This window comes from Streptomyces xanthochromogenes, from assembly GCF_014650455.1.
Classification (GTDB): Bacteria; Actinomycetota; Actinomycetes; order Streptomycetales; family Streptomycetaceae; genus Streptomyces; species Streptomyces xanthochromogenes.
The window spans coordinates 1-24,647 of the sequence record NZ_BMUZ01000012.1; the positions used below are offsets into that span (position 1 = coordinate 1).

18 protein-coding genes, 1 rRNA gene and 1 pseudogene are annotated in these 24,647 nt (G+C 72.9%); 15 read left to right on the forward strand and 5 right to left on the reverse strand.

Features of this window, described 5'->3' with window-relative positions; all coding sequences use genetic code 11:
• Positions 1 to 135 precede the first annotated feature (135 nt).
• The 3 genes and pseudogenes from rrf (at position 136) to IE267_RS28180 (ending at position 2,776) form a co-directional block, all read left to right on the forward strand.
• Positions 136 to 252: ribosomal RNA gene (gene rrf / locus IE267_RS28170) — 5S ribosomal RNA — on the forward strand.
• Positions 253 to 388: 136 nt separating this feature from the next.
• Positions 389 to 1,474, forward strand: a pseudogene (locus IE267_RS40590) (hypothetical protein); the annotation flags it as partial.
• A 411-nt stretch (positions 1,475 to 1,885) separates the two neighbouring features.
• Positions 1,886 to 2,776 (forward strand): tetratricopeptide repeat protein, encoded by an 891-nt coding sequence (locus IE267_RS28180; RefSeq protein ID WP_229861484.1) that lies wholly within the window; start codon positions 1,886 to 1,888, stop codon positions 2,774 to 2,776.
• 199 nt (positions 2,777 to 2,975) lie between these two features.
• Here the strand turns inward: IE267_RS28180 and IE267_RS28185 are convergent, their stop codons facing one another.
• Entirely contained in the window at positions 2,976 to 4,259 is a 1,284-nt protein-coding gene (locus IE267_RS28185; protein WP_189765170.1) for a DUF1015 family protein, read from the reverse strand.
• A gap of 71 nt (positions 4,260 to 4,330) precedes the next feature.
• Between IE267_RS28185 and IE267_RS28190 the strand changes: the two genes are divergently transcribed.
• The 4 genes from IE267_RS28190 (at position 4,331) to IE267_RS28205 (ending at position 8,420) form a co-directional block, all read left to right on the forward strand.
• A complete protein-coding gene (locus tag IE267_RS28190; RefSeq protein WP_189765171.1) occupies positions 4,331 to 5,359 on the forward strand; it encodes an HAD-IIA family hydrolase in 1,029 nt (342 codons plus the stop codon).
• A gap of 93 nt (positions 5,360 to 5,452) precedes the next feature.
• A complete protein-coding gene (locus IE267_RS28195) occupies positions 5,453 to 6,508 on the forward strand; it encodes a FecCD family ABC transporter permease (RefSeq protein ID WP_373304607.1) in 1,056 nt (351 codons plus the stop codon).
• A 50-nt stretch (positions 6,509 to 6,558) separates the two neighbouring features.
• On the forward strand, positions 6,559 to 7,533 hold the full coding sequence (locus IE267_RS28200) for a FecCD family ABC transporter permease (RefSeq protein WP_189765344.1): 975 nt from the start codon (positions 6,559 to 6,561) through the stop codon (positions 7,531 to 7,533).
• Positions 7,534 to 7,619: 86 nt separating this feature from the next.
• Positions 7,620 to 8,420 (forward strand): ABC transporter ATP-binding protein, encoded by an 801-nt coding sequence (locus IE267_RS28205; protein WP_189765173.1) that lies wholly within the window; start codon positions 7,620 to 7,622, stop codon positions 8,418 to 8,420.
• A gap of 193 nt (positions 8,421 to 8,613) precedes the next feature.
• On the opposite strand, the gene IE267_RS28210 is transcribed toward IE267_RS28205, so the two are convergent.
• Positions 8,614 to 8,961 carry an SCP2 sterol-binding domain-containing protein gene (locus tag IE267_RS28210; protein WP_161245930.1) on the reverse strand — a complete coding sequence of 116 codons (348 nt, stop codon included), beginning with the start codon at positions 8,959 to 8,961 and terminating at the stop codon, positions 8,614 to 8,616.
• Positions 8,962 to 9,003: 42 nt separating this feature from the next.
• On the opposite strand from IE267_RS28210, the gene IE267_RS28215 reads away from it, so the two are divergent.
• The 3 genes from IE267_RS28215 to IE267_RS28225 are packed head-to-tail and all read left to right on the forward strand — an operon-like array spanning position 9,004 to position 11,106.
• Positions 9,004 to 9,357: a hypothetical protein gene (locus IE267_RS28215; RefSeq protein ID WP_229861471.1), complete on the forward strand. Its 354-nt coding sequence runs from the start codon at positions 9,004 to 9,006 to the stop codon at positions 9,355 to 9,357.
• Positions 9,358 to 9,364: 7 nt separating this feature from the next.
• On the forward strand, positions 9,365 to 10,180 hold the full coding sequence (locus IE267_RS28220; protein ID WP_189765174.1) for a TlyA family RNA methyltransferase: 816 nt from the start codon (positions 9,365 to 9,367) through the stop codon (positions 10,178 to 10,180).
• Positions 10,177 to 11,106, forward strand: a complete 930-nt coding sequence (locus tag IE267_RS28225) for an NAD kinase (protein ID WP_161245932.1) — start codon at positions 10,177 to 10,179, stop codon at positions 11,104 to 11,106. Before IE267_RS28220 ends, IE267_RS28225 begins: the two co-directional genes overlap by 4 nt.
• 63 nt (positions 11,107 to 11,169) lie before the next feature.
• Here the strand turns inward: IE267_RS28225 and IE267_RS28230 are convergent, their stop codons facing one another.
• Positions 11,170 to 12,522, reverse strand: a complete 1,353-nt coding sequence (locus IE267_RS28230; RefSeq protein ID WP_189765175.1) for an FtsX-like permease family protein — start codon at positions 12,520 to 12,522, stop codon at positions 11,170 to 11,172.
• 181 nt (positions 12,523 to 12,703) lie between these two features.
• Here IE267_RS28230 and recN point away from each other — a divergent pair, with 181 nt between their 5' ends.
• Both recN and IE267_RS28240 read left to right on the forward strand, forming a co-directional pair.
• Complete coding sequence (gene recN / locus IE267_RS28235) at positions 12,704 to 14,422, forward strand: DNA repair protein RecN (protein ID WP_189765345.1); 1,719 nt, start codon at positions 12,704 to 12,706, stop codon at positions 14,420 to 14,422.
• Between the two features lie 282 nt (positions 14,423 to 14,704).
• Positions 14,705 to 15,784 carry a glycosyltransferase family 4 protein gene (locus IE267_RS28240; RefSeq protein ID WP_167154258.1) on the forward strand — a complete coding sequence of 360 codons (1,080 nt, stop codon included), beginning with the start codon at positions 14,705 to 14,707 and terminating at the stop codon, positions 15,782 to 15,784.
• 76 nt (positions 15,785 to 15,860) lie between these two features.
• Here IE267_RS28240 and IE267_RS28245 read toward each other — a convergent pair whose 3' ends face one another.
• Both IE267_RS28245 and IE267_RS28250 read right to left on the reverse strand, forming a co-directional pair.
• A complete protein-coding gene (locus IE267_RS28245; RefSeq protein WP_189765176.1) occupies positions 15,861 to 17,498 on the reverse strand; it encodes a PucR family transcriptional regulator in 1,638 nt (545 codons plus the stop codon).
• A 136-nt stretch (positions 17,499 to 17,634) separates the two neighbouring features.
• Positions 17,635 to 19,440 carry a glycoside hydrolase family 15 protein gene (locus IE267_RS28250; RefSeq protein WP_189765177.1) on the reverse strand — a complete coding sequence of 602 codons (1,806 nt, stop codon included), beginning with the start codon at positions 19,438 to 19,440 and terminating at the stop codon, positions 17,635 to 17,637.
• A gap of 425 nt (positions 19,441 to 19,865) precedes the next feature.
• Between IE267_RS28250 and pyrG the strand changes: the two genes are divergently transcribed.
• The 3 genes from pyrG (at position 19,866) to IE267_RS28265 (ending at position 24,551) form a co-directional block, all read left to right on the forward strand.
• Positions 19,866 to 21,542: a CTP synthase gene (gene pyrG, locus IE267_RS28255; protein WP_161249810.1), complete on the forward strand. Its 1,677-nt coding sequence runs from the start codon at positions 19,866 to 19,868 to the stop codon at positions 21,540 to 21,542.
• 95 nt (positions 21,543 to 21,637) lie between these two features.
• Positions 21,638 to 22,264, forward strand: coding sequence for an NUDIX domain-containing protein (locus IE267_RS28260; protein WP_189765178.1), 627 nt, complete (start codon positions 21,638 to 21,640; stop codon positions 22,262 to 22,264).
• Positions 22,265 to 22,523: 259 nt separating this feature from the next.
• Entirely contained in the window at positions 22,524 to 24,551 is a 2,028-nt protein-coding gene (locus IE267_RS28265) for a tetratricopeptide repeat protein (protein WP_189765179.1), read from the forward strand.
• Positions 24,552 to 24,647 lie beyond the last annotated feature (96 nt).

Sequence of the window (24,647 nt, forward strand, 5' to 3'; positions counted from 1 at the left end):
CTGGTACTAATAGGCCGAGGGCTTGTCCTCAGTTGCTCGCGTCCACTGTGTTTGTTCTGAAGCAACGAACAGTTGCTGGTTGAGCAGAACCCACTTAATTGAAAAGTGTGCTTGTTCGCTCGAAACCGATAGGGTTTCGGTGGTCATAGCGTTAGGGAAACGCCCGGTTACATTCCGAACCCGGAAGCTAAGCCTTTCAGCGCCGATGGTACTGCAGGGGGGACCCTGTGGGAGAGTAGGACGCCGCCGAACAATATTTCAGGACCCTTGGTCCCAGCGTTCACGCTGGGACCAAGGGTCCTTTTGTTTTTCCGCTTTGTTTTGCCGAAGCGCGTCGGGCAGCCGACTGCGCGAGAATGACTGCAGTACCCGAAGACTAGGAGTCACGATGTCCACCAACTCTCCCGACGACCGTCCGGAGCGCGAGCCGCGCCGTCAGGACGGTGGCGACCGGGGCGGCTACCGCGGTGGTCGAGACGACCGCGCTCCGCGTCGCGACAACGACCGGGGCGGTTACGGCGGGCGTCGTGACGACAGTCGTGGTGGCTCCACCGGTGGTGGCTACCCCCGCCGCGATGACCGCGGCGGTCGCCCCGCCGGCGGCGGCAGCTCGTTCGGTCGCCGTGACGACCGCCCTGCCCCGCGCCGCGATGATGACCGCGGTGGATTCCGTCGCGATGACAACCGCGGTGGTGGCGGCGGTTTCCGCCGTGACGACAACCGTGGTGGGTCTTCCGGCGGCGGTAGCTCGTTCGGTCGCCGTGACGACCGCCCTGCCCCGCGCCGCGATGACGACCGTGGCGGCTTCCGTCGCGATGACAACCGCGGTGGTTCGTCCGGCGGTGGTTACGGCCGTCGTGACGACAACCGTGGCGGCGGTAGCTCGTACGGCCGTCGTGATGACCGTCCGGCTCCGCGCCGTGATGACGACCGTGGTGGGTTCCGTCGCGATGACAACCGTGGTGGTGGCGGCGGTTTCCGTCGTGACGACAACCGTGGCGGTGGCAGCTCGTACCCCCGTCGTGATGACCGTCCGGCCCCGCGCCGTGACGACGACCGCGGTGGGTTCCGTCGTGACGACAACCGTCCGGCTCCCCGTCGCGACGACGACCGCGGTGGCTCCTACGGCCGCCGTGACGACAACCGTGGTGGGTCTTCCGGCGGCGGTAGCTCGTTCGGTCGCCGTGACGACCGCCCTGCCCCGCGCCGCGATGACGACCGTGGCGGCTTCCGTCGCGATGACAACCGCGGTGGTTCGTCCGGTGGTGGTTACGGCCGTCGTGACGACAACCGTGGCGGCGGTAGCTCGTACGGCCGTCGTGATGACCGTCCGGCCCCGCGTCGCGATGACGACCGCGGTGGGTTCCGTCGCGATGACAACCGCGGTGGTGGCGGCGGTTTCCGCCGTGACGACAACCGTGGCGGTGGCAGCTCGTACCCCCGTCGTGATGACCGTCCGGCCCCGCGCCGTGACGACGACCGTGGTGGGTTCCGTCGTGACGACAGCCGTCCGGCTCCCCGTCGCGACGACGACCGCGGTGGCTCCTACGGCCGCCGCGACGACAACCGCGGCGGGTCTTCCGGCGGCTACGGGCGTCGCGATGACAGCCGTCCGGCCCCGCGCCGCGATGACGACCGTGGCGGCTTCCGTCGTGACGACAACCGTCCGGCTCCCCGCCGCGACGACGACCGCGGTGGTTACCGCGGACGTGACGACCGGGGTGACCGCGGTGGTTACCGTGGCCGCGACGACCGGGGTGACCGCGGCCGGGACGACCGTGGCGGCTACGGGCGTCGGGACGACCGGGACCGGGATCGTGAGCGCGAGCCCATCAAGCGGCTGCCGATCGACGAGGACATCACCGGCGACGAGATCGACGCCGATGTGCGCCAGGAGCTGATGAGCCTGCCCAAGGGCCTCGCGGAGGACGTCGCGAGCAACCTGGTCATGGTGGCGCGGCTCATCGACGAGGACCCCGAGCAGGCCTACGCCTACTCCCGCATCGCGCTGCGGCTGGCCTCCCGCGTCGCCGCCGTTCGCGAGGCGGCCGGCTTCGCCGCGTACGCCACGCAGAAGTACTCGGAGGCGCTCGCGGAGTTCCGTGCCGCGCGTCGCATGACCGGCACCGTCGAGCTGTGGCCCGTCATGGCGGACTGCGAGCGTGGGCTCGGCCGTCCCGAGCGGGCGCTCGCCATGGCCGGCGAGCCCGAGGTGCAGAAGCTCGACAAGGCCGGGCAGGTGGAGATGCGCCTGGTCGCGGCCGGTGCGCGCCGGGACATGGGGCAGCTGGACGCCGCCATCGTGACCCTCCAGAGCCCCGAGCTCGCGTCGAACTCCGTACAGCCGTGGACCGCCCGACTGCGCTACGCCTATGCCGATGCGCTGCTGGCGGCCACGCGTGAGGACGAGGCCCGTGAGTGGTTCGCCAAGGCTCTCGAGGCGGACAAGGACGGTTCGACCGACGCATCGGACCGGCTCGCCGAGCTGGATGGTGTCGACTTCGTCGACGCCATGGTGGAGGACGACGAGGACGGCGACCTCGACGCGCCGCGCGCCGAGGTCGAGCCCGACTTCGACGACGAGGGTGAGGAAGAGGACGACTTCGAGGGTGACGACACCGATGTCGTCCGCGCTGCGGAGATCGTCGACGCCGACCTCGTCGAGCCCGCGCCCGGCGAGGCCGGCTCTGCCCCGGCGACCCAGTCCGTCGCGTCGACCGAGTCCGCCGCGGCGGACGAGTCGGCTCCGACGGGCGAGGGCGAGAAGAACGCCTGACAGCTGTCGGTGTTTGACAGCTGACCGCTGATAGTCGGCATCTGGCTTTGGCCGGGCGCCGGTTGTCGGGTCGGCTGTCGGTCGGCTGCCGAGAAGAAGACTGCCGAGGAAGAGCAGAAGAGGCGGTGCCCCCACTCGGGGCACCGCCTCTTTTCGTTCTGCGCCAGCGCCTTCCGCCGACTGTTCCGTTCCCGCGTCGTCAGTTCACCGTCAGGCTGCGCAGGACCAGGCCCGTCGCCGGCTTCGGGCCGAAGGACGTCGACTTGCGGGGCATCGTCACGCCCTGGCGGGCCAGGTCCCGTACGACTTCCTCGCGTACCGGATGCATCAGGACCGCCGTCTTGTTGTGGCGCTCCGCCTGCTCGACCGCTGCCGCCGTGTCGTGGATGTACGCGATGTCTTCGGGAGTGTCGGGCGTGTGCCAGATGTCGTCGAGCAGGGTCGAGTGCAGGACCGTCGCGTCGAGGGAGCGCCAGGCCTCGGGCCGGTCGGCGCGGATCGTGCGGGCGAGCAGCGCCTCGTCCGGATGGTCCAGGAGGTGGAAGCCGCCGTCGCCCGCGAGGAGGAAGGCGTTGCCCTGCGCGGCCGCTTCGGCGAGCGACTCCAGGGCGCCTGCGAGCGGCACGTCGAGCGTGCGGACGCGGAAGGCGCCGGATGCGGTGACCGCCGCGAGGGCCTTGGACACCGGGAGCCGGTGCAGGAGGCGGTGGATCGCGCGGACCCGCAGCGGATAGCGGGCCGTGTCCACCAGGAGGACGAGGCCGAAGTCCCAGGGGCCCGGTGAGGCCTGCTCGTCGCGCAGCCGCAGGTAGGTGGCCCACCGGTGGTGTCCGTCGGCGATCACCGCCTGGTGGGTCGCGAGGTCGGCCTGCGCCTCCGCGAGATCGGCCGGATCCGTGAGCGCCCACAGCCGGTGGCGGAAACCGTCCTCGGTGGTGGTGCGCAGCAGCGGTTCGCGCAGGATGGTGCGCTCGATGACCGCGGTGGCGCCGACCGGGGTGCTGCTGCCGTGGTAGGTCAGGAGCAGCGGTTCGAGGTGGGCGGCGGTGGTCCGCATGAGGGCCGCGCGGTCCTCGACGACGTGCGGCATCACGTCCTCGTGCGGCAGCACGATGCCCTCGGCGGGTTCGGAGAGGGCGAGCGCGCCGATGAGCCCGCGCTGCAGGATGCCGTCGCCCTCCTGCTCGTACACGTAGAGGGCGGGCACCGGGTCGGGCGCGAGGACGCCCTCGTCGAGCCAGTCGTCGAGGGTCAGGGCGGCCTTCTGGTTGCGGGCGGCCGGGGAGGAGGCCTGCGGAAGGATCAGCCGCACGATGTTGTAGGGGTCGGCCGACTCCAGGTGCAGCAGCCCGTCCGGGCGTACGACTACGTCGTACGGCGGGGAGGTCACCGCGGCGAGGCTGCCCACCCGCTCGGGAACGTAGCGCAGTCCGCGGAACGGGATCAGGCGCAGCCCGAGGTCCGCACGCCCAGTTGTGCTCATCCGTGCATCGTATGTGGGAGTCGGGTATGCGCGATGATCGGGGCAGAGCATCGAAAGAGGAGTGGATGAGGATGAGCCAGACCGGCCGGATCATGACGAGCGGCAGCGAGCGGGCGCTGAACGAGGCGTACGACACGGCGCTGCTGGATCTGGACGGGGTCGTCTACGCGGGCGGTGAGGCGATCGCCCATGCCGTGGACGCGCTGGCCGATGCGCGGGACGGCGGGATGCACCTCGCGTATGTGACGAACAACGCGCTGCGGACGCCGGACGCGGTGGCCGAGCACCTGACCGAGCTGGGCGTGCCCGCCGAGGCCGGCGATGTGATCACCTCGGCGCAGGCGGTGGCCCGGCTCATGTCGGATCAACTGCCGCAGGGCTCACGGGTGTTGCTCATCGGCGGTGAGGGCCTGCGGGTCGCGCTCGTCGAGCGCGGGCTCGTTCCGGTGGACTCGGCGGACGACGATCCGGCCGCCGTGGTGCAGGGGTACGGGGGCCCGGACATCACCTGGTCGCGGTTCGCGGAGGCCTCCTACGCGGTGGCCCGCGGGCTGCCGTGGTTCGCCTCCAACACCGACCTGACCATTCCGAGCGGCCGGGGCATCGCGCCCGGCAACGGCGCGGCGGTCGAGGTCGTACGCATCGCGACCGGCGCCGAACCCCAGGTGGCGGGCAAGCCGCTGCCCCCGATGCACCGCGAGACGGTGCTGCGGACCGGCGCCAAGAAGCCGCTGGTGGTGGGGGACCGGCTCGACACGGACATCGAGGGCGCCTTCAACGGCAAGGTGGACTCGCTGCTTGTGCTGACCGGTGTGACGGACGGTGCGCAGCTCTTGGCCGCGCGGCCCGAGCACCGGCCCACGTATGTCGACGCGGACCTGCGCGGGCTGCTGACCGGGCAGCCCGAAGTCAAGGGCGCCGACGGCCGTTTCGGGTGCGGCGGCTGGACCGCGTCCGTGACGGACGGGGAGTTTGCGCTCGACGGGGACGGGGAGGCGCTGGACGGGCTGCGGGCGCTGTGCGCGGCCGCGTGGAGCCACGCCGGTGACGGGGTCTGCGACCTGGACGCGGCGAAGGTCCTGGAGCGACTGGGTCTTTGAGCCCGGAGCGGGGCGGCCGAATACGGGGCGCCGCCGGTGGGCCGGGTACGGGGCCGTCGGCAAAGTGGAGGGTAGGCTAACCTAACCTGCGTGTTGGTAGACAGCCCCCCTCAGTCGCGCGACGGGACCACGTCCGCGCCCCCGGCCCCGACCGCGAAGCGCCGCACCCTGCGCGCCGCGGGTCTGTTCGCATCCGTGGGCGTGCTCGTGCTCGTCGCCGTCGCCAGCATCGCGATCGGCGCGAAGCCCATGCCGCTCGGTGACGTGTGGCACGGTCTCCTCCACTCCTCCGGCACCGCCAACGACGTGCTCATCCATGACGTACGGGTGCCGCGGACGCTGCTGGGACTGCTCGTGGGGGCCGCGCTCGGACTCGCCGGCGCGGTCATGCAGGCCCTCACCCGCAATCCGCTGGCCGAACCCGGCATCCTCGGCGTCAACGCGGGGGCGGCCGCCGCGGTGGTGTCGGCCATCAGCTTCCTCGGGGTCACCTCCCTGACCGGATACGTGTGGTTCGCGTTCCTCGGCGCGGGTGTCGTGTCGTCGGCGGTGTACCTCCTGGGCGGCAGCCGGGCCGCCACACCCGTGCGGCTCGCGCTCGCCGGAACGGCCGCCAGCGCCGCGCTGTACGGCTACATCAACGCCGTGCAGCTCACCGACTCGGCCGCCCTCAACCAGCTCCGGTTCTGGCAGGTCGGTTCGCTGGCCGCGGCGGACGCGGCGACCGTCACCAAGGTCGCGCCGTTCATCCTGGTCGGGATCGTCGTCGCGCTGCTGCTCGCACGGCCGCTCAACGCGATGGCCATGGGCGACGACACCGCCCGCGCGCTCGGCGCCCGTCCGACCCGCACCCGCGTCCTGTCGATGGCCGTGATCACCCTGCTGTGCGGGGCCGCGACGGCCGCCTGCGGGCCCATCGTGTTCATCGGGCTCATGGTCCCGCACATCGTGCGCGCCATCACCGGGCCCGACCTGCGGTGGGTCCTGCCGTACGCGGCCGTGCTCTCGCCCGTGCTGCTGCTCGGCTCCGACGTGGTCGGCCGCGTGATCACCCGGCCCGCCGAGCTCCAGGTCGGCATCGTCACGGCGCTCATCGGCGGGCCCGTCTTCATCTGTCTCGTACGGCGCAAGAGGATGGCCCAGCTGTGAAGGCGATACGCATCCCCGGCGGCCTCTCGTTCCGGGCTGAGCCGCGGGCGATGGCCGTGGTCGGCGGGCTCGCGGTGCTGGCCCTCGCGGCCGGCGTGGTCCTGATCGGCACCGGCGACTTCACCATCCCGCCCGCGGACGTGATCAGCAGCCTGCTCGGCTCCGGCTCGCCCGCGCAGGACTTCATCATCAACGAGCTGCGGCTGCCGCGCGTGCTCGTGGCGCTCCTGGTCGGTGCCTCGCTCGGGATCTCGGGGGCACTTTTCCAGTCGATCTCCCGCAATCCGCTGGGCAGTCCGGACGTCATCGGCTTCGGCCAGGGCTCCTCGGTCGGCGCGCTCATCGTCATCGTGTTCCTCCACGGCGGCACGGTCGCGGTCTCCCTCGGGGCGCTCGTCGGCGGACTCGCCACCGGCGTCGCCGTCTACCTCCTCGCCTGGAAGAAGGGCGTGCACGGCTACCGGCTCGTGCTCGTCGGCATCGGCGCGGCGGCCATGCTCACCGCGTGCATCCACTACCTCCTGACCAAGTCCACCCTGGTGGACGCCACCCGCGCGATGGTCTGGCTCACCGGCTCCCTCGACGGGCGCGACTGGGCCCAGGTCTGGCCGCTGCTCGTCCTGTTCGTGGTCCTGCTCCCGTTGGTCCTCGTGTACGGGCGGCCGCTCAGGATGCTGGAGATGGGTGACGACGCGGCGTACGCGCTCGGCGTGCCGGTGCAGCGCACCCGTACCGTCCTGATGCTCTGTGCCGTGCTGCTCAACGCCTCGGCGACCGCGGCGGCCGGGCCCATCTCCTTCGTGGCGCTGACCGCGCCGCAGCTGGCCCGTCGGCTCACCCGGGCCACCGGGCCGAACATCCTCGCCTCGGCGTGCATGGGCGCGGCGCTCCTGGTCGTCGCCGACTGGGGGGCGCAGCGGCTGTTCGGCGAGAGCACGCTGCCGGTGGGGGTCCTGACCGGCATGGTCGGCGGCGTCTATCTGCTGTGGCTCCTCGTCACCGAGCGCCGGGCGGGCCGGATATGAGACGCCGGCCCGCACCCACCGCCACCCCTGATTCCCTCATCCCCGATTCCCTTACGGATTCCGGCAGTTCCGGCAGGAGTACGAGCATGCAGCGCCTCAGCGCGGAATCGGTCACCCTCGGCTACGACCAGCGGGTGATCGCCAAGGACCTGTCGGTCGAGATCCCGGACCGCTCCTTCACGGTGATCGTCGGGCCCAACGCCTGCGGCAAGTCCACGCTGCTGCGTGCCCTGTCCCGGATGCTCAAGCCGAGCGAGGGGCAGGTGCTGCTCGACGGGCAGGCCATTCACTCGCTGCCCGCGAAGAAGGTCGCACGGACCCTCGGCCTGCTTCCGCAGTCGTCCATCGCCCCGGACGGGATCACGGTGGGGGACCTCGTGGCGCGCGGACGCTACCCGCACCAGGGGCTGCTGCGGCAGTGGTCGCCGGAGGACGAGCGGATCGTCCAGGAGTCCATGGCGGCGACGGGGGTCGGCGAGCTGGGGGAGCGGTACGTCGACGAGCTGTCCGGCGGGCAGCGCCAGCGCGTCTGGATCGCCATGGCGCTGGCTCAGCAGACGCCGCTTCTGTTGCTGGACGAGCCGACGACGTTCCTGGACATCCAGCACCAGATCGAGGTGCTGGATCTGTGTGCCCAGCTCCACGAGGAGCAGGGGCGGACGCTGGTGGCCGTCCTCCACGACCTCAACCAGGCCGCGCGGTACGCCTCGCATCTCATCGCGATGCGGGACGGGGAGGTCGTGGCTGAGGGGACGCCGTCCTCCGTGGTCACGGCGGAGCTGGTGGAGCGGGTGTTCGGGGTGCGGTGCCAGGTGATCCCGGACCCGCAGACGGGGACACCGCTGGTGGTGCCGGCCGCGCCCCGGCGGGCCGCGCTGGTGGGCTGATATCCCCCCACCCCGCCCCTTCCCGGCTGAGCCGGCCTCCTGAGAGCTCCGCTGAGGGGCGCGGGGAACTGCGCGACCAGCCACGCACGGTGGAGGGGCGAAAACGGGGGTTGGGGGCGCGGGGAAAACTGCGCGAACGGCCTCGCGCTGTTGCAGATGCGCACACGGTCCGCGATCGCCCCCCGGCCCCGGGTCAGAGCAGGGTTCGGAGGTGGAGGAGGTCACGGATGCCGGCCTCCAGGCGGACCCTGCCCGAGGCCCACGCCTTCGCGAAGTTGAGGTCGCCGGCGACCAGGGCGACCAGGTCGTCGCCCTTCATCGCCAGACGGATCTGGGCCTTCTCGCGGGGCCGGCCCGGCGCGGTGTCGAGGACCTCGATGCGGCCGCCCCGCAAGCGGCCCGAGAACGTGACGTCCAGGTCCGTGATGTGGCAGCTCAGCGAGCGGTCGAGCGCGGCCGCCGCCCGCACGTCGCCCCCCGCGCGGGCCAGATTGTCCGAAAGTTTGTCAAGTGCGCTGCGGCACTCCTCCATGGTCGCCATCGTGACCGACCGTACCCCAGGGCTTCGCGGTAGCGTCTTGGCATGAGCGACTCGATGCCGGGCTCCGCGGCGGAACCCGAGGGGCAACTCCGGACGGAATCCGAGGCGGAGTCCAGGGCGGAATCCGATGGGGGCGGGCCCCTTCCGCTGGGCGTGGCCCGTACGGCCACCGGCGACGCCGACATCGACGCCCTCGTCGACCGGCTCGGGGACGTGGATCACCTCGGTACGGACGGTCACCTGGAGGTGTACGAGGATGTACACCGGGGGCTGCGCGACGCGCTGACCGCGCTGGACGCCGGCCAGGGGGGAACCTCCGGGCCGGGCCGGCCGTTGGCCGGGCAACGCCCCCAGCGGTCCGCCGGACCGCCGACGAACTACGACCACAGGAGCTGAACCGAACGTGGCAGGAGTGGCACGCCGCCGCCTCGACGCCGAGCTGGTGCGCCGGAAACTCGCGCGGTCGCGGGAGCACGCCGCCCAGCTGATCGCCGCGGGGCGGGTGAGCGTCGGCAAGACCGTCGCCACGAAGTCCGCGACCCAGGTCGAGACCGCTGCCGCCATCGTCGTCGTCGAGGACGACAGCGATCCGGACTACGTGTCGCGCGGCGGGCACAAGCTCGCCGGGGCGTTCGCGGCCTTCGTCCCGCAGGGCCTGAAGATCGAGGGCCGCCGGGCGCTCGACGCGGGCGCCTCCACCGGCGGCTTCACCGATGTGCTGCTGCGCGCCGGCGCGGGCCACGTGGTCGCCGTCGACGTCGGCTACGGACAGCTGGCCTGGTCCCTGCAGAGCGACGACCGGGTCACCGTGAAGGACCGTACGAACGTACGCGAGTTGACGCTCGACGACATCGACGGACAGCCCGCGGACCTCGTCGTGGGCGACCTCTCCTTCATCGCGCTCGGCCTGGTCCTGCCCGCCCTGGTGCGCTGCTCGGCGCCCGACGCGGACCTGGTCCTCATGGTCAAGCCGCAGTTCGAGATCGGCAAGGACCGGCTCGGCAGCGGCGGCGTCGTGCGCAGCCCCGAGCTGCGGGCCGAGACCGTGCGGACCGTGGCGGCCCAGGCGGCCGGGCTCGGCCTCGGCGTGGCCGGGGTGACCGCGAGCCCGCTGCCCGGGCCCTCCGGCAACGTCGAGTACTTTCTGTGGCTGCGGGCCGGGGCGCCCGCACTGGATCCCGCGGACGTGGAACGCGCAGTGGCGGAGGGACCTCGTTGAGCTCGTTGGAGAACAACCCGGAGAGCGGCACGGCGACCCGTACCGTGTTCCTGCTCGCGCACACCGGCAGACCCGCCGCCATCCGCAGCGCGGAGCTGGTCGTACGGGGGCTGCTGCGCAGCGGCCTCGGCGTGCGGGTGCTGCGGGCGGAGGCGGCCGATCTGCCGCTGCCCGCCGAGGCGGACATCGTCGAGGAAGCCACCCCCGAGTGCCTCGACGCCTGTGAACTGCTCATCGTCCTCGGCGGCGACGGGACCCTGCTGCGCGGCGCCGAGCTGGCCCGCGCGTCCGGCGTGCCGATGCTCGGCGTCAACCTGGGCCGGGTCGGTTTTCTCGCGGAGGCCGAGCGGGACGACCTCGACAAGGTCGTCGACCGGGTCGTGACCCGGGCCTACGAGGTCGAGGAACGCATGACGCTCGACGTCGTCGTGCACAACAACGGCGATGTGGTGCACGAGGACTGGGCGCTCAACGAAGCAGCCGTCCAGAAGGTGTCGCCCGAGCGGATGCTGGAGGTCGTCCTCGAGATCGACGGCCGTCCCGTCACCGGGTTCGGCTGCGACGGCATCGTGTGTGCCACCCCGACGGGCTCGACCGCGTACGCCTTCTCGGCCGGCGGGCCCGTGGTGTGGCCCGAGGTCGAGGCGCTGCTCATGGTGCCGATCAGCGCGCACGCGCTGTTCGCCAAGCCGCTCGTGACCTCGCCCACCTCGGTCCTCGCGGTCGAGGTGCAGCCGGGCACCCCACACGGCGTGCTGTGGTGCGACGGGCGCCGCACGGTCGAACTGCCGTCGGGCGCGCGGGTGGAGGTGCGCCGCGGGGCCGTTCCGGTGCGGCTCGCCCGGCTGCACCACGCCTCGTTCACCGACCGGCTCGTCGCCAAGTTCGCCCTGCCGGTGTCGGGTTGGCGCGGCGCCCCGCACTGAGCGGTCCGCATGGGGCGGTCCGCAGTCATCGGTCCGCGGTGACCGGTCCGCGCGCGGCGGGCTTCAGGACGTGGCCAGCGTCCTGATCGCCCGCCCGCGCAGCGCCGCGCGCACCGGGATGCCGGTGGCGAGCAGCGTCAGGGCGAGCGTCCCGCCGGTGATGGCCAGGGCCGTCGGCCACGGCAGGAACGGCATCCACGAGCCGAAGGCGGCCACCAGCATCGGGGCCAGTGTCGCGAGCGCGACCACCGCGCCGAGCACCAGGGCGGTGGCCGCGACGATGCCGGCCTCCCACGCGGCCATCGAGCGGACCTGGCGGGGCAGGGTGCCCACCACCCGGAGCAGGGCGATGTCCCGGCGCCGCTCGAAGGAGATCATCGCCAGGGTGTTGGCCGCCGCGATCGCGGCGAAGCCGGCGTACAGACCCGTACCGAAGTAGTCCAGCCAGACCTCGCCCGCGCTGCCGGCCGAGCCCGTGTAATGGGCCGCCGTCGTATGCATCGCGATCTTGGTGAGGCCGAAGCCGGTGACCAGGACCAGCGGGACCACCGCGGCCGAGAAGCGGCGCGGCTGCGAGCGGACGTTGAGCATCGCCAGGCGCGCGCTGCCGCCGAACCGCCGGGCCGGCGCCGACACGAGCCGGGCGGCCGGGCCCACCACCTTCGGGCCGAGCAGGCCCGTACCGACGCAGAACAGCAGCAGGACGAGGAACGAGGCCTGGGCCGCGTCGTCGGAGGACCGGTGGGCCAGCGTCACCGACAGCGCGCCGCCGCCCGCCACCGCCAGCACGCCCAGCGGGGCCCGCACCTTCCCGAGCCGGCGCCGGCCCGCGGACGCCTCCGCCAGGGCCCGTGCCGGGCGCAGGACCGAGAAGCGCAGCGCGGCCAGGAACGCGGCGAGCGCCGAGGTGACCACGGCTACGGCCAGACAGACCGGCAGCGCCCACCAGGTGAAGCGGTACGACACCTCGGCCGGGACCAGGCCGTGGTCGACGAGACCGGCGAACCAGACCCGGCTCAACAGGCCGCCGCCGAGCAGGAACCCGGCCGCCGCGGCCGGCAGGGCGGCGGCGACCGCCTGGACGACCACGGCCCGCCGCACCTGCCGGGGCCGGGCGCCGATGGCCCGCACCAGGGCGAACTCGCGGTGCTGCTGGGTCACCGCGGTGCCCATCGTCGAAGCGATCACGAAGATCGACATGTAGATGGAGCCGATGAGCATCACGACCGCCATGTCGCCTATGCCATTCGCCGACATCTCGGCACGTGCCCGGGCAGAGAGGCGATGTGTCGACGTACTGAGGAGAAGGGTCATCGACGCGCTCACCACGGTCGCCGCGAACAGCGCCGCCACGAACGTGCCGACGAAAGCCGGGCGGTGGCCGCGCAGGGCGGAGTGGGCCAGTCCTGTACTCATGGGCCAAGGCTCGCGCCGGCGGTGGTGCCGGGACCATCCGGCGGGCCTCCCGATCATGCTGGGGTTTTCCCCCGCACCGCCCGTCCGGGCACCACGCGGGGGCCCCACGAGAGAGTGACGGTACGGGGGGCGTCGCACACAGGGCCTCGGACCTCGTAAGGTCGTGTCCGTGTTGGAGGAGATGCGGATACGGTCGCTCGGGGTCATCGACGACGCTGTCGTCGAGCTGTCACCCGGTTTCACCGCGGTGACCGGCGAGACGGGCGCCGGCAAGACCATGGTCGTCACCAGCCTGGGGCTGCTGCTCGGCGGACGCGCCGACCCCGCCCTGGTGCGGATCGGCGCCAAGGCGGCGGTCGTCGAGGGCCGGATCGCGCTGCGCCCCGGCAGCTCCGCGGTGCTGCGGGCCGAGGAGGCCGGGGCCGAGCTCGACGAGGGCACCCTGCTCGTGAGCCGTACCGTTTCCGCGGAGGGCCGCTCACGGGCGTTCCTCGGCGGGCGGTCGGTGCCGGTCGGCGTGCTCGCCGAACTCGCCGACGAACTCGTCGCCGTGCACGGCCAGACCGACCAGCAGGGCCTGCTGCGCCCGGCCAGACAGCGCGAGGCCCTCGACCGGTACGCCGGTGACGCGGTCGCGGGCCCCCTCGCCAAGTACGCCGGGGCCTACCGGCGGCTGCGGGCCGTGGCCGTCGAACTGGAAGAGCTGATCACGCGGGCCCGCGAGCGTGCCCAGGAGGCCGATCTGCTGCGGTTCGGGCTCGACGAGATCGCCGCCGTCGAGCCGCTGCCCGGCGAGGACGCGGAGCTCGCGGCCGAGGCCGAGCGGCTCGGGCACGCCGAGGCGCTCGCATCGGCCGCCGCCCTCGCGCACTCGGCGCTCGCCGGGAACCCGGAGGACCCCGAGAGCGTGGACGGGGCGACCCTGGTGGCCGGTGCGCACCGGGCCCTGGAGAGCGTCCGGTCGCACGACCCGGCTCTCGCGGCGCTCGCCGAACGCATCGGCGAGGTCGCGATCCTGCTCGGCGACGTGGCGGGCGAACTCGCCGGATACGCCGACGATCTGGACGCCGACCCGCTGCGGCTGGCCGCGGTGGAGGAGCGCAGGGCCGCCCTGACCGCCCTCACCCGCAAGTACGGCGAGGACATCACGGCCGTGCTCGCCTGGGCGCAGGAGGGCGCGGCCCGGCTCACCGAACTCGACGGCGACGACGACCGGATCGAGCAGCTGACCGCCGAACGGGACGGGCTGCGCGCCGAACTATCCGTCCTGGCGCAGGAGTTGACGGACGCCCGCACCGAGGCCGCGGCCCGGTTCGCCGAGGCCGTCACCGCCGAGCTCGCCTCCCTTGCGATGCCGCACGCGCGCGTCTCGTTCGCGGTCGGCCAGAGCGAGGACCCCGAGGGCGTGGAGGTGGGCGGCCGGACCGTGGCGTACGGGCCGACCGGTGCCGACGAGGTCGAGCTGCTGCTCGCCCCGCACCCGGGCGCCCCGCCCCGGCCCATCGCCAAGGGCGCCTCCGGCGGTGAGCTGTCGCGGGTGATGCTCGCGGTGGAGGTCGTCTTCGCCGGCACGGACCCGGTGCCGACCTACCTCTTCGACGAGGTCGACGCGGGCGTGGGCGGCAAGGCGGCGGTCGAGATCGGCCGCCGGCTCGCCAAGCTCGCCAAGTCCGCGCAGGTCGTGGTGGTGACCCACCTGCCGCAGGTGGCCGCGTTCGCCGACCGCCAGCTCTTGGTCGAGAAGACCAACGACGGCAGCGTCACGCGCTCCGGCGTCACCGTCCTGGAGGGCGAGGACCGGGTGCGCGAGCTGTCGCGGATGCTGGCGGGCCAGGAGGACTCGGAGACGGCCCGGGCGCACGCCGAGGAGCTCCTCGCCACCGCCCGCGCCGACGGATAGGGCCGGTCCGGGTCACCCCGCGTTCCTCGTGGCGTGACCCGTACGGCTGAAGTGGCGGGCGGGATAGGGACGTTGGGGCGGGCGGGCGGCACGGTGGGCCCGCCGTGACGTCGCCCGGCACCTCCGGGTTCACCCGTGGGGGTGTTTCCGGTGCGGTGATCTTCCCGGCGCGACACGGGAGGAACCTCCGGACGGCGCCGGAACGCCCGTACGGACTGGCATCCTTGGCCGGGAACCACCGACCTCCACCCGCCGACTCGGCCGCTCCGGGAGCCTGTTCACGTGTCACAGCTGCGTACGGTCCAAGTGCTGGGCGGCGGCAGTGCGGGCAGCAGCGCGCATGTCAGGTCGCTCGCGGCCGGTCTGGTCGCACGGGGCGTACGCGTCACCGTCTGCGCCCCCGCGGAACTGGAGCGGGAGTACGACTTCCCCGCCGCGGGGGCCCGTTTCGTGGCCGTCCCGCGCCGCGCCGATCCGGCGGCCGTCGGCGCGCTGCGGGCGGCCTGCGCCGACGCGGACGTGGTGCACGCGCACGGGTTGCACGCGGCTGTCCGCGCGGCCCTCGCGCTGCGCGGCCGCAAGGGCGTCCCGCTGGTCGTCACCTGGCACACCCGCGCGCACGCCGAAGGCGCCCGCGGTCATGTCCTGCGCCTTCTCGAGCGCAGGGTCTCGCGGGCCGCCGCGGTGGTCCTCGCCACCTCGTCCGACCTGGTCGACCGGGCCCGCAGCCGCGGCGCCCGCGATGCCCGGCTCGCCCCGGTCGCGGTCCCCGCGCCGCGTCTGGCTCCCGGCCTGCTCGACGGCAAGGCGCGGGCCGAACTGGGCGCCGTGGAGCGGCCGTTGGTGATGGCGGTGGGCAGCCTCGTCGCCCACCGCGGCTACGAGGTGCTCCTGGACGCCGCCCGCTCGTGGCGCGACCTCGACCCGGCGCCGCTGCTCGTCATCGCGGGGGAAGGGCCCGGCCGCCCCGCGCTCCAGCGCCGCATCGAGGACGAGGCCCTTCCGGTGCGCCTGGTCGGGCGGCGCGACGACATCACCGAGTTGCTGTCCGCCGCGGACGTCGCGGTGCTGCCCAGCCGCTGGGAGGCCCGTTCGCTGCTCGCCCAGGAGGCGCTGCGCCTGGGCGTGCCGCTGGTCGCGACGGCCGTGGGCGGGGTGCCCGAGCTGGTCGGGGACGCGGCCCTGCTGGTGCCGTACGGGGACCCCGGGGCGCTGGCGGACGCGGTCGTGGGCCTGCTCGGCGACCCCGGGGTGCGCCGGGCGCTGGCCGAGGCGGGGCGGGCGCAGGCCGGGACCTGGCCCACCGAGGACGAGACGGTGGCCCAAGTCCTCTCCGTCTACGACGAGTTGGCCGGTACCTGAGCGTCTGCGCGGGCGGGCGCCGCGGCACCTGGGCGGAGCCCTCCTCTGGCGTGCGCCACGGGACGCCCGTTCCGGGCTACTGGCCGGGCGCGTGCCGACGGGCCCGCAGCGCGAGGGAGAGCGCGAGGACCGTCTGCGGGTCGTCCAGATCGGTACCGAGGAGGTCCGCTATGCGGGCCAGGCGGTTGTAGAGGGTCTGCCGGTTGAGGTGGAGCTCGCGGGCGGTCTCGGCCTTGCGGCCCGCGTGCGCGAGATAGGTCTCCAGGGTCGGCAGCAGCGACGGGCGCGAGGCCCGGTCGTGCGTCTGGAGCGGGCCGATCGCCCGCTCCACGAACGCCGCGAGGTCGGGGTGTTCGCGCAGCCGCCACAGCAGGAGGTCGATGTCCAGGCGCCGGGCGTCGTACCAGGGCCGCTCGGGCAGGCCCTGGGCCGCGGCCGCCGTCTCCGCCGCGTGCCGCAGCCCCGCCCCGGCCGCTGCCCAGCCGCCCGCGACCCCGACCACGACCACCGGCTGCGTCCCGGCCCGCGCGCCCATGAGTCCGGCCCGTTCGACGCCGGCCCGCAGCGCGGCCGCGACCCGGTCGGCGACCGCGGTGCGCTCCGTCTCCGAGCGGAGCCCGAGCAGCAGCGGCACCCGGCCCTCGACGGGGCGTACGCCGAGCAGGACCGGCACGCCCACCGAGGACAGCTCTTCCAGGACCGCCCTTGCCAGGACCGCCCAGTTGCCCGTCGGGGCGAGTTCGGAGGCGAGGCGCATCACGGCCGGCAGGAGCGGCCCGTCACCCGGCTTGAAACCGAGCACCTTGGCCTGGCCGGGCGCGTCCTCGGCAGTGATCCGGCCCTCGGCGAGGTCGGTGAGGAAGTCGCCGCGCCCGCGTGCGGCCAGCTCCTCCTCCTGGCGGGCCTGCATGAGGACGACCGCGAGGATGCCCGCCGCCCGCTCGGCCGCCATCCGGTGCACCGGGAGCAGCGGCGGGCCGACCGCGAGCAGCGCGAGGCGGGCCCGCACCGAGCCGACCCCGTGGCCGCCGCCCGGCACGTCCACCAGGACCGCGCCCGTCGGCGGCCCCGAGGCGCGGGCCTCGCGCTGGCCGCGCAGCCCCTCCCACACCTGGAGCGGATCGGCCGCCGCCTCGCCGGAGTCGCAGGCCGCCGCGTACAGGAGCTGGCCGTCGGGGGTTTCGAGGAAGACCGGGTTGGCGGTGAAGTCGGCCAGGATGCCGAGGACCTGGGGGATTCCGCCGCCGCCGAGGAGCGCTCCGGTGCAGCGCCGGTGGACCTCCTCGGCGCGCTGGAGCAGGGCGTAATGACCGTTGACGATCTCGGTGTGGATCTCCTCGGTCACCGTCACGAACGGCACCTCGCGGTGCAGCTGGACCAGGGGGAGTCCGGCGGCCCGTGCGGTCTCCACGAGGGTGGCCGGAAGGCGGGCGAAGCGCGGGCCGAGCTCGACGACGAGGGCCGCGATGCCCCGGTCCGCGAGCCGCCGCACGAACGCGCGCTGTTCCGCGGGGCGGGTGCCGAGGCCGAGGCCGGTGGTCAGGAGCAGCTCGCCGCCCTTGAGCAGCGAGGCGATGTTGGGCACTTCGCCGGCGTGCACCCAGCGCACCGTGCGCTGGAGCCGGTCGGCACCGGCGACGACCTCCGGGAGGCCGCCGCGAAGGCCCGGCAGCTCAAGGGCCCGCTGCACGGTGATCCCGCCCTGCGTGTCCACTGCGCCCACCTCTCGTCCCGCGGGACCCGGGCCCGAACCCGGGACGACACCGCATGCGGCGGACGCTACCTGCGGTTACGCCCCGAAATCCGCCCCTTGTGGCATACGTCACGTTGGGGCGGACCGGGTCGTTCCGTCAGCCGCCGTACGCGCCCGACGCGGTCAGCCGCAGGGCGGTGTCGATCAGCGGGACGTGGCTGAAGGCCTGCGGGAAGTTGCCGACCTGGCGCTGCAGGTGCGGGTCCCACTCCTCGGCGAGCAGCCCGAGGTCGTTGCGCAGGGCGAGCAGCTTCTCGAAGAGCTTGCGGGCCTCGTCGACCCGCCCGATCATCGCGAGGTCGTCCGCCATCCAGAACGAGCAGGCCAGGAAGGCCCCTTCCTCGCCCAGCAGGCCGTCCAGGTTGTCCGAGTCGCCGCCCGTCGTCGGGTAGCGAAGGATGAAACCGTCCGGCGTGGAGAGCTCGCGCTGGATCGCCTCGATCGTGCCGATCACCCGCTTGTCGTCCGGCGGCAGGAAGCCCATCTGCGGGATGAGCAGCAAGGACGCGTCCAGCTCCTGGGAGCCGTAGGACTGCGTGAAGGTGTTGCGTTCCTTGTCGTAGCCCTTCTCGCAGACGTCCCGGTGGATGTCGTCGCGCAGCTCGCGCCACTTGTCGAGCGGGCCGTCCGCGTCGCCGGACTCGATGAGCTTGATCGTGCGGTCCACGGCCACCCACGCCATCACCTTGGAGTGCACGAAGTGGCGGCGCGGGCCGCGCACCTCCCAGATGCCCTCGTCCGGCTGGTCCCAGTGGCTCTCCAGGTAGCGGATCAGCTTCAGCTGGAGCAGCGACGCGTAGTCGTTGCGCGCGAGGCCCGTCATGTGCGCCAGGTGCAGCGCCTCGGTGACCTCGCCGTACACGTCGAGCTGGAGCTGGTGGGCGGCGCCGTTTCCGGCCCGCACGGGCGTGGAGTTCTCGTATCCGGGCAGCCAGTCCAGCTCGGTCTCGCCGAGTTCCCGTTCACCGGCGATCCCGTACATGATCTGGAGGTTCTCGGGGTCGCCCGCCACCGAGCGCAGCAGCCACTCGCGCCAGGCGCGGGCCTCCTCGCGGTAGCCGGTGCGCAGCAGCGAGGACAGGGTGATCGCCGCGTCCCGCAGCCAGGTGTAGCGGTAGTCCCAGTTGCGCTCGCCGCCGATGTGCTCGGGCAGCGACATGGTGGGGGCGGCCACGATGCCGCCGGTCGGCGCGTAGGTGAGCGCCTTGAGGGTGATCAGGGAGCGGACCACGGCCTCGCGGTAGGGCCCGTGGTAGGTGCAGTGGTCCACCCACTCCCGCCAGAAGTCCTCGGTCGCCTCCAGGGACGCCTCGGGCTCGGGCAGCGCCGGCGGCTTCTGGTGCGAGGGCTGCCAGCTGATGGTGAACGCGACCCGCTCACCGGGCGAGACGGTGAAGTCGGAGTACGTCGTGAGGTTCTTTCCGTACGTCTCGGCCTCGGTGTCCAGCCAGACCGAGTCGGGGCCCGCGACGGCCACCGTGCGCGAGTCGACCTTGTGCACCCAGGGGGTGATCCGCCCGTAACTGAACCGCATGCGCAGCATGGAGCGCATCGGGACCCGGCCGCTGACGCCCTCCACGATGCGGATCAGCTGCGGGGCGCCGTCACGCGGCGGCATGAAGTCGGTCACCCGGACCGTGCCGCGCGGGGTGTCCCACTCCGATTCCAGGATGAGCGAGTCGCCCCGGTAGCGGCGGCGGTCGGCCGCCGGGGGCGGATCGTCGGTCCCGTGTGCGGGGCCGACCCGCCAGAAGCCGTGTTCCTCGGTGCCGAGCAGTCCGGCGAAGACGGCGTGCGAGTCGAAGCGGGGCAGGCAGAGCCAGTCCGCCGTGCCGTCCCGGCAGACCAGTGCGGCGGTCTGCATGTCTCCGATGAGTGCGTAATCCTCGATGCGCCCGGCCACGTGCAATCTCCAGTCGAACGGCCACGTCCGCCCCCTGGGGGCGCTTACAGCGACAGCGGTCAAGGGTTCGCCAACGAGCGCATGTTCCGGGTGACGGGCTGGGTGGTGCCGTGCTACCAGGTGGCTCCGCAAGCGAGTGTCCGAGCAGGATACGACGCACCCTGGAGATCCGCTTAAGCCTTCCTCGAACGCCGCTGGGCCGAACGGGTGAGGCTCGTACTCAGGGCTGACCAGCGGCATACAGAGCGTGGCCGGACGCGGTCTCCCGCCGTCGCTGATACCCTGGTAGCCCGTGGCCGGGTGCTGAAAAAAGCCCCGAACCGCAGCGACGGCACCCTCTGAGATCTCGCGTAATCTCGCACAAGATCCACACAGGGTGACCGGTACGCACTCCAGACAGCGACCACGGGAGCCCCCTCTTGGCCATGCAGCCCACGGCTTTGCGAAACAGCGCAGCCACGACGACCAAGCACATCTTCGTCACCGGGGGTGTCGCCTCTTCCCTCGGCAAGGGTCTGACTGCCTCCAGCCTGGGTGCGCTCCTCAAGGCCCGGGGCCTGCGGGTCACGATGCAGAAGCTCGACCCGTACCTGAACGTCGACCCCGGCACGATGAACCCGTTCCAGCACGGTGAGGTGTTCGTCACCAACGACGGCGCCGAGACGGACCTGGACATCGGCCACTACGAGCGCTTCCTCGACGTGGACCTCGACGGGTCCGCCAACGTGACGACCGGTCAGGTCTACTCGCAGGTCATCGCCAAGGAGCGGCGCGGCGAGTACCTCGGCGACACCGTCCAGGTCATTCCGCACATCACCAACGAGATCAAGCACCGCATCCGCCGGATGGCGACCGATGACGTCGACGTCGTCATCACGGAGGTCGGCGGCACGGTCGGCGACATCGAGTCGCTGCCGTTCCTGGAGACCGTCCGCCAGGTCCGCCACGAGGTCGGCCGCGACAACGTCTTCGTCGTGCACATCTCGCTGCTGCCCTACATCGGCCCCTCGGGCGAGCTGAAGACCAAGCCGACCCAGCACTCGGTCGCCGCCCTGCGCAACATCGGCATCCAGCCCGACGCGATCGTGCTGCGCGCCGACCGCGAGGTGCCGCTGTCCATCAAGCGCAAGATCTCGCTGATGTGCGACGTCGACGAGGCGGCCGTGGTCGCCGCGATCGACGCCAAGTCGATCTACGACATCCCCAAGGTGCTGCACACCGAGGGCCTGGACGCCTACGTCGTCCGCAAGCTGGACCTGCCGTTCCGGGACGTGGACTGGACGCAGTGGGACGACCTGCTGGACCGGGTCCACAACCCGCTGCACGAGGTCACGGTCGCGCTGGTCGGCAAGTACATCGACCTGCCCGACGCCTACCTCTCGATCACCGAGGCCATGCGGGCCGGCGGCTTCGCCAACAAGGCCCGGGTCAAGGTCAAGTGGGTCACGTCCGACGACTGCAAGACGCCGGCCGGCGCCAAGAAGCACCTCGGCGACGTGGACGCGATCCTGGTCCCCGGCGGCTTCGGCGACCGCGGTGTGAACGGCAAGATCGGCGCGATCCAGTACGCCCGTGAGAACAAGGTGCCGCTGCTCGGCATCTGCCTGGGCCTGCAGTGCATCGTGATCGAGGCCGCCCGCAACCTGGCCGGGATTCCGGACGCGAACTCCACCGAGTTCGACGCGGCGACCGCCCATCCCGTCATCTCGACGATGGAGGAGCAGCTGGCCTACGTCGAGGGCGCGGGCGACCTGGGCGGCACGATGCGCCTGGGCCTGTACCCGGCGAAGCTCGCCGAGGGCTCGATCGTGCGGGAGGTCTACGACGACCAGCCCTACGTCGAGGAGCGCCACCGCCACCGCTACGAGGTGAACAACACCTACCGCGCGGAGCTGGAGAAGAAGGCGGGCCTCGTCTTCTCGGGCACGTCCCCCGACAACAAGCTCGTGGAGTACGTCGAGTACCCGCGCGAGGTCCACCCCTACCTGGTCGCCACGCAGGCGCACCCGGAGCTGCGCTCGCGTCCGACGCGCCCGCACCCGCTCTTCGCGGGCCTGGTCAAGGCCGCCGTCGAGCGCAAGACGGGCAAGCCCGTCAAGTAGTCCCGCGCGAGTTAACGTTGCCGGGGTACAGGGTCCTCACCAGGGCCCGTACCCCGGTTTCTGTTTTTGCGCGCGCACTGTGGGAGGACGCCGACATGGCCATCGAGGACACCGCCGAGCACTGGCAGGTCGTGGCGAGCACCACCCCCTTCACCGGCCACAAGACGAGCGTCCGCACCGACGACGTCGTGATGCCCGACGGCGCGGTCCACCAGCGCGACTACCAGGTCCACCCCGGCTCGGTGGCGATCTGCGCCCTCGACGACGAGGGCCGGGTCCTGGTGCTGCGCCAGTACCGCCACCCGGTGCGCCACAAGCTCTGGGAGATCCCGGCCGGGCTCCTGGACGTGCCCGGCGAGAACCCGCTGCACGCCGCCCAGCGCGAGCTGTACGAGGAGGCGCACGTCAAGGCCGAGCAGTGGCACGTCCTGACCGACGTGTACACCTCGCCCGGCGGCAGCGACGAGGCCGTACGGATCTTCCTGGCCCGGGATCTGTCCGAGGCGGACGGCGAGCGCTTCGAGGTCTCCGAGGAGGAGGCCGACATGGAGCTGGCCCGCGTTCCGCTCGACGAGCTCGTACGCGGCGCCCTCGCGGGGGAGTTGCACAACACCTGCCTGGTGATCGGCGCGCTCGCCCTGGCCGCCGTGCTGCGGGACGACGGCGTGGACGCGCTGCGCCCGGCCGGCGCGCCCTGGCCGGCCCGGCCCTTCGAGGAGTGAGCGGAGCCGTGCCTCCGAGCGGTGGGGCATCACGGCTTCCGAACGGTGAGGCACCCCTGCTGCCGAGGGGTGAGCCGAGCCGTGCCTTCGGTCACATGCGATCCCACCCGATCCCTTCCGATCTGAAAATCCGCTGATCCGATCGGGCGACATCCCCGCCACGCTCCACCCAAACGGTCACGAAGCGTGAACTACGCTCGGACTGCCCGTGCGGAGACCCGCACGGTCTCCAGGTGCTCAGGCGGACGGAGCGTGGCCCGTGACGGATCAGGCGGTGGACGTGGGTGGCGCTGCCGCCGGGCAGTGCACGTACCAATTCCTGGGCAGGCAGCGGGAGTTGAAGGAGCTTCGGGCCGACATCGAACGGGCCGGACTTGACACTCTGTCAGGAAAGAAGTCGCCCCGGGCCAGGGTCCTGCTGATCGCGGGCCGCCCCGGATCGGGACGCAGCGCACTCGCCGACGAGCTGGCCCGCAAGGTGGCCGCCGACTACCCCGACGGCGTGCTGCGCGCCACGCTGACCGAACCCGGCGGCGCCCGGGTCCCCGTCGACCGGGTGGCCCGCGACCTGCTGGACACCCTGAAGGTCCCGGCGCCGCCGGGAGCCGGCGAGGACGAGCTGGCCCAACTGGTCCGCGGGGCGCTCGCGGGCCGCCGGGCGGTCGTGCTGCTCGACGACGCGGCCGACGCCGAACAGGTCGGCCCGCTGCTCCCCGACACCTCCCGGTGCCTGATCGTGGCGACCGCCCGGGGCCCGCTCACCGGGATTCCCGACGTCCGCCCGTGCACGCTCGGCGGGCTCGACGTGAAGTCGGCCGTCGAGCTCCTGGAGGGCTACACCGGATCGGTGCGCGTCACCGTCGACCCGCGCGCCGCCGAAACCCTCGTCGAGGTCTGCGGCGGGCAGCCCGCCGCCCTCGTCCTGGTCGGCGGCTGGCTCGCGGCCCGCCCCAAGGCCGCCGTCGCCGACGTGGCCAAGCGGCTGCGCGCGATGTCCGACGGCGAGGACGAAGTCCCGGACGCGGTGCGGCCGTTGGCGCGCTCCTTCCGGCTCGTGTACGAGTCGCTCTCGCAGCCGGCCGCGCGGATACTGCGACTGCTCGCGCTCGCTCCCGCCGGGATCGCCGACGCGCACACCGCCTCCGCCCTCGCCGGCTGCTCGGTCTCGGGCGCCCAGACGGCGCTCGCCGATTTCGTGACGTACGGGCTGCTGCGCCACGACCCCGGCGTGCCCGAGCAGTACCGGGTGCCCGGCGCGCTCGCGCCGCTGCTCCGCGCGCTCTGCGAGCGGGTCGACCGGCCCGGCGAGGTGCAGCTGGCCCGCGCCCGCATGCTGGAGCGGACGGTACGGCTGCTCCAGTCCTGCCGCGCGGTCACCGAGCCCGAGGGATCGCCCGCCCGCCGCAAGCTCGCCGGCCTGCCGCGCGCCCTGCGCTTCCCCAGCGCCGCCGTCGCCGACGCCTGGCTCGGCACCCGCCGGCCCGCGCTGCTCGCCTCGGCCCGGCTCGCCGTGGCGGACGGCGAGCTCGACACCCTGGCCCGGCGCCTGGTGGCCGCGCTGGTCCGCGCGCTCGCCGCCCATCGGGGCGCCGAGGCCGCCGCCCCCGAGCTGTACGGCCTGCACCAGCTGGTCCTGGACGTCGCCGAGCGCCGCGAGCTGCACCGCGCGAAGGCCGCGGCCCTGCTCAACCTGGGCGACCTCGACGCCGGAACCGGGCGCACGGCCGAGGCGCTGGCCCGCTACCGCCTCGCCCTGGACGCGGGCCGGGCCGCGAACGACCCGTACGCGACCGGCCGCGCGATGGAATCCGTAGGCGGGGCCCACCAGGAGCTGGGGGACTGGCAGCGGGCCTCCGACTGGTACGGGCGCGCGCTGTCCCAGCGGCTCGCCCGCGGCGAGCGCCCCGACGAGGCCCGGCTGTACGGCCGGCTCGCCACCGTGCACACGTACGCGGGCCGTTACGGCGAGGCGCTGCGGTGCTGGCGCGCGGCGGTGGCCGGATACCGGCGACTCGGTGATCTGCCAAGCCAGGCAAGGGCGTTGAGCGAAGCGGCCCGGGTCCAGGAGTACGCGGGGCGGCCCGAGGAGTCGCTGCGCACCTGCCGCGAGGCCGTCGAGCTGGCCCGAACGGCCGGTGATCTGCGACTCCAGGCCGCGCTCCAGCTCCGGCTGGCCGACACCCTGGACCGGCTCGGCGACCCGGCGGCCGCACGATTGCACCGCGCGACGGCCGACCGCCTTCTGGAAGATGAGGCTGGGACCCCGGGGGACCTGCGAAATCCGTAGCGCTTCAGCCAAAGATTGAAGCTTTGTAAGGGTAGACAGCGAGAAAACCTTCATTAGACTGGCTCTGCCGCAACGTCCTGCGGTACCTCCCGGTGT

Coding starts and splice junctions, on each gene's coding strand:
- IE267_RS28185 (WP_189765170.1), bottom strand. CDS start 4,259: ATGAGCACAACTGGGCGTGCGGACCTCGGGCTGCGCCTGATCCCGTTC.
- IE267_RS28190 (WP_189765171.1), top strand. CDS start 4,331: ATGAGCCAGACCGGCCGGATCATGACGAGCGGCAGCGAGCGGGCGCTG.
- IE267_RS28200 (WP_189765344.1), top strand. CDS start 6,559: ATGGCCGTGGTCGGCGGGCTCGCGGTGCTGGCCCTCGCGGCCGGCGTG.
- IE267_RS28205 (WP_189765173.1), top strand. CDS start 7,620: ATGCAGCGCCTCAGCGCGGAATCGGTCACCCTCGGCTACGACCAGCGG.
- IE267_RS28210 (WP_161245930.1), bottom strand. CDS start 8,961: ATGGCGACCATGGAGGAGTGCCGCAGCGCACTTGACAAACTTTCGGAC.
- IE267_RS28215 (WP_229861471.1), top strand. CDS start 9,004: ATGAGCGACTCGATGCCGGGCTCCGCGGCGGAACCCGAGGGGCAACTC.
- IE267_RS28230 (WP_189765175.1), bottom strand. CDS start 12,522: ATGAGTACAGGACTGGCCCACTCCGCCCTGCGCGGCCACCGCCCGGCT.
- recN (WP_189765345.1), top strand. CDS start 12,704: ATGCGGATACGGTCGCTCGGGGTCATCGACGACGCTGTCGTCGAGCTG.
- pyrG (WP_161249810.1), top strand. CDS start 19,866: ATGCAGCCCACGGCTTTGCGAAACAGCGCAGCCACGACGACCAAGCAC.
- IE267_RS28260 (WP_189765178.1), top strand. CDS start 21,638: ATGGCCATCGAGGACACCGCCGAGCACTGGCAGGTCGTGGCGAGCACC.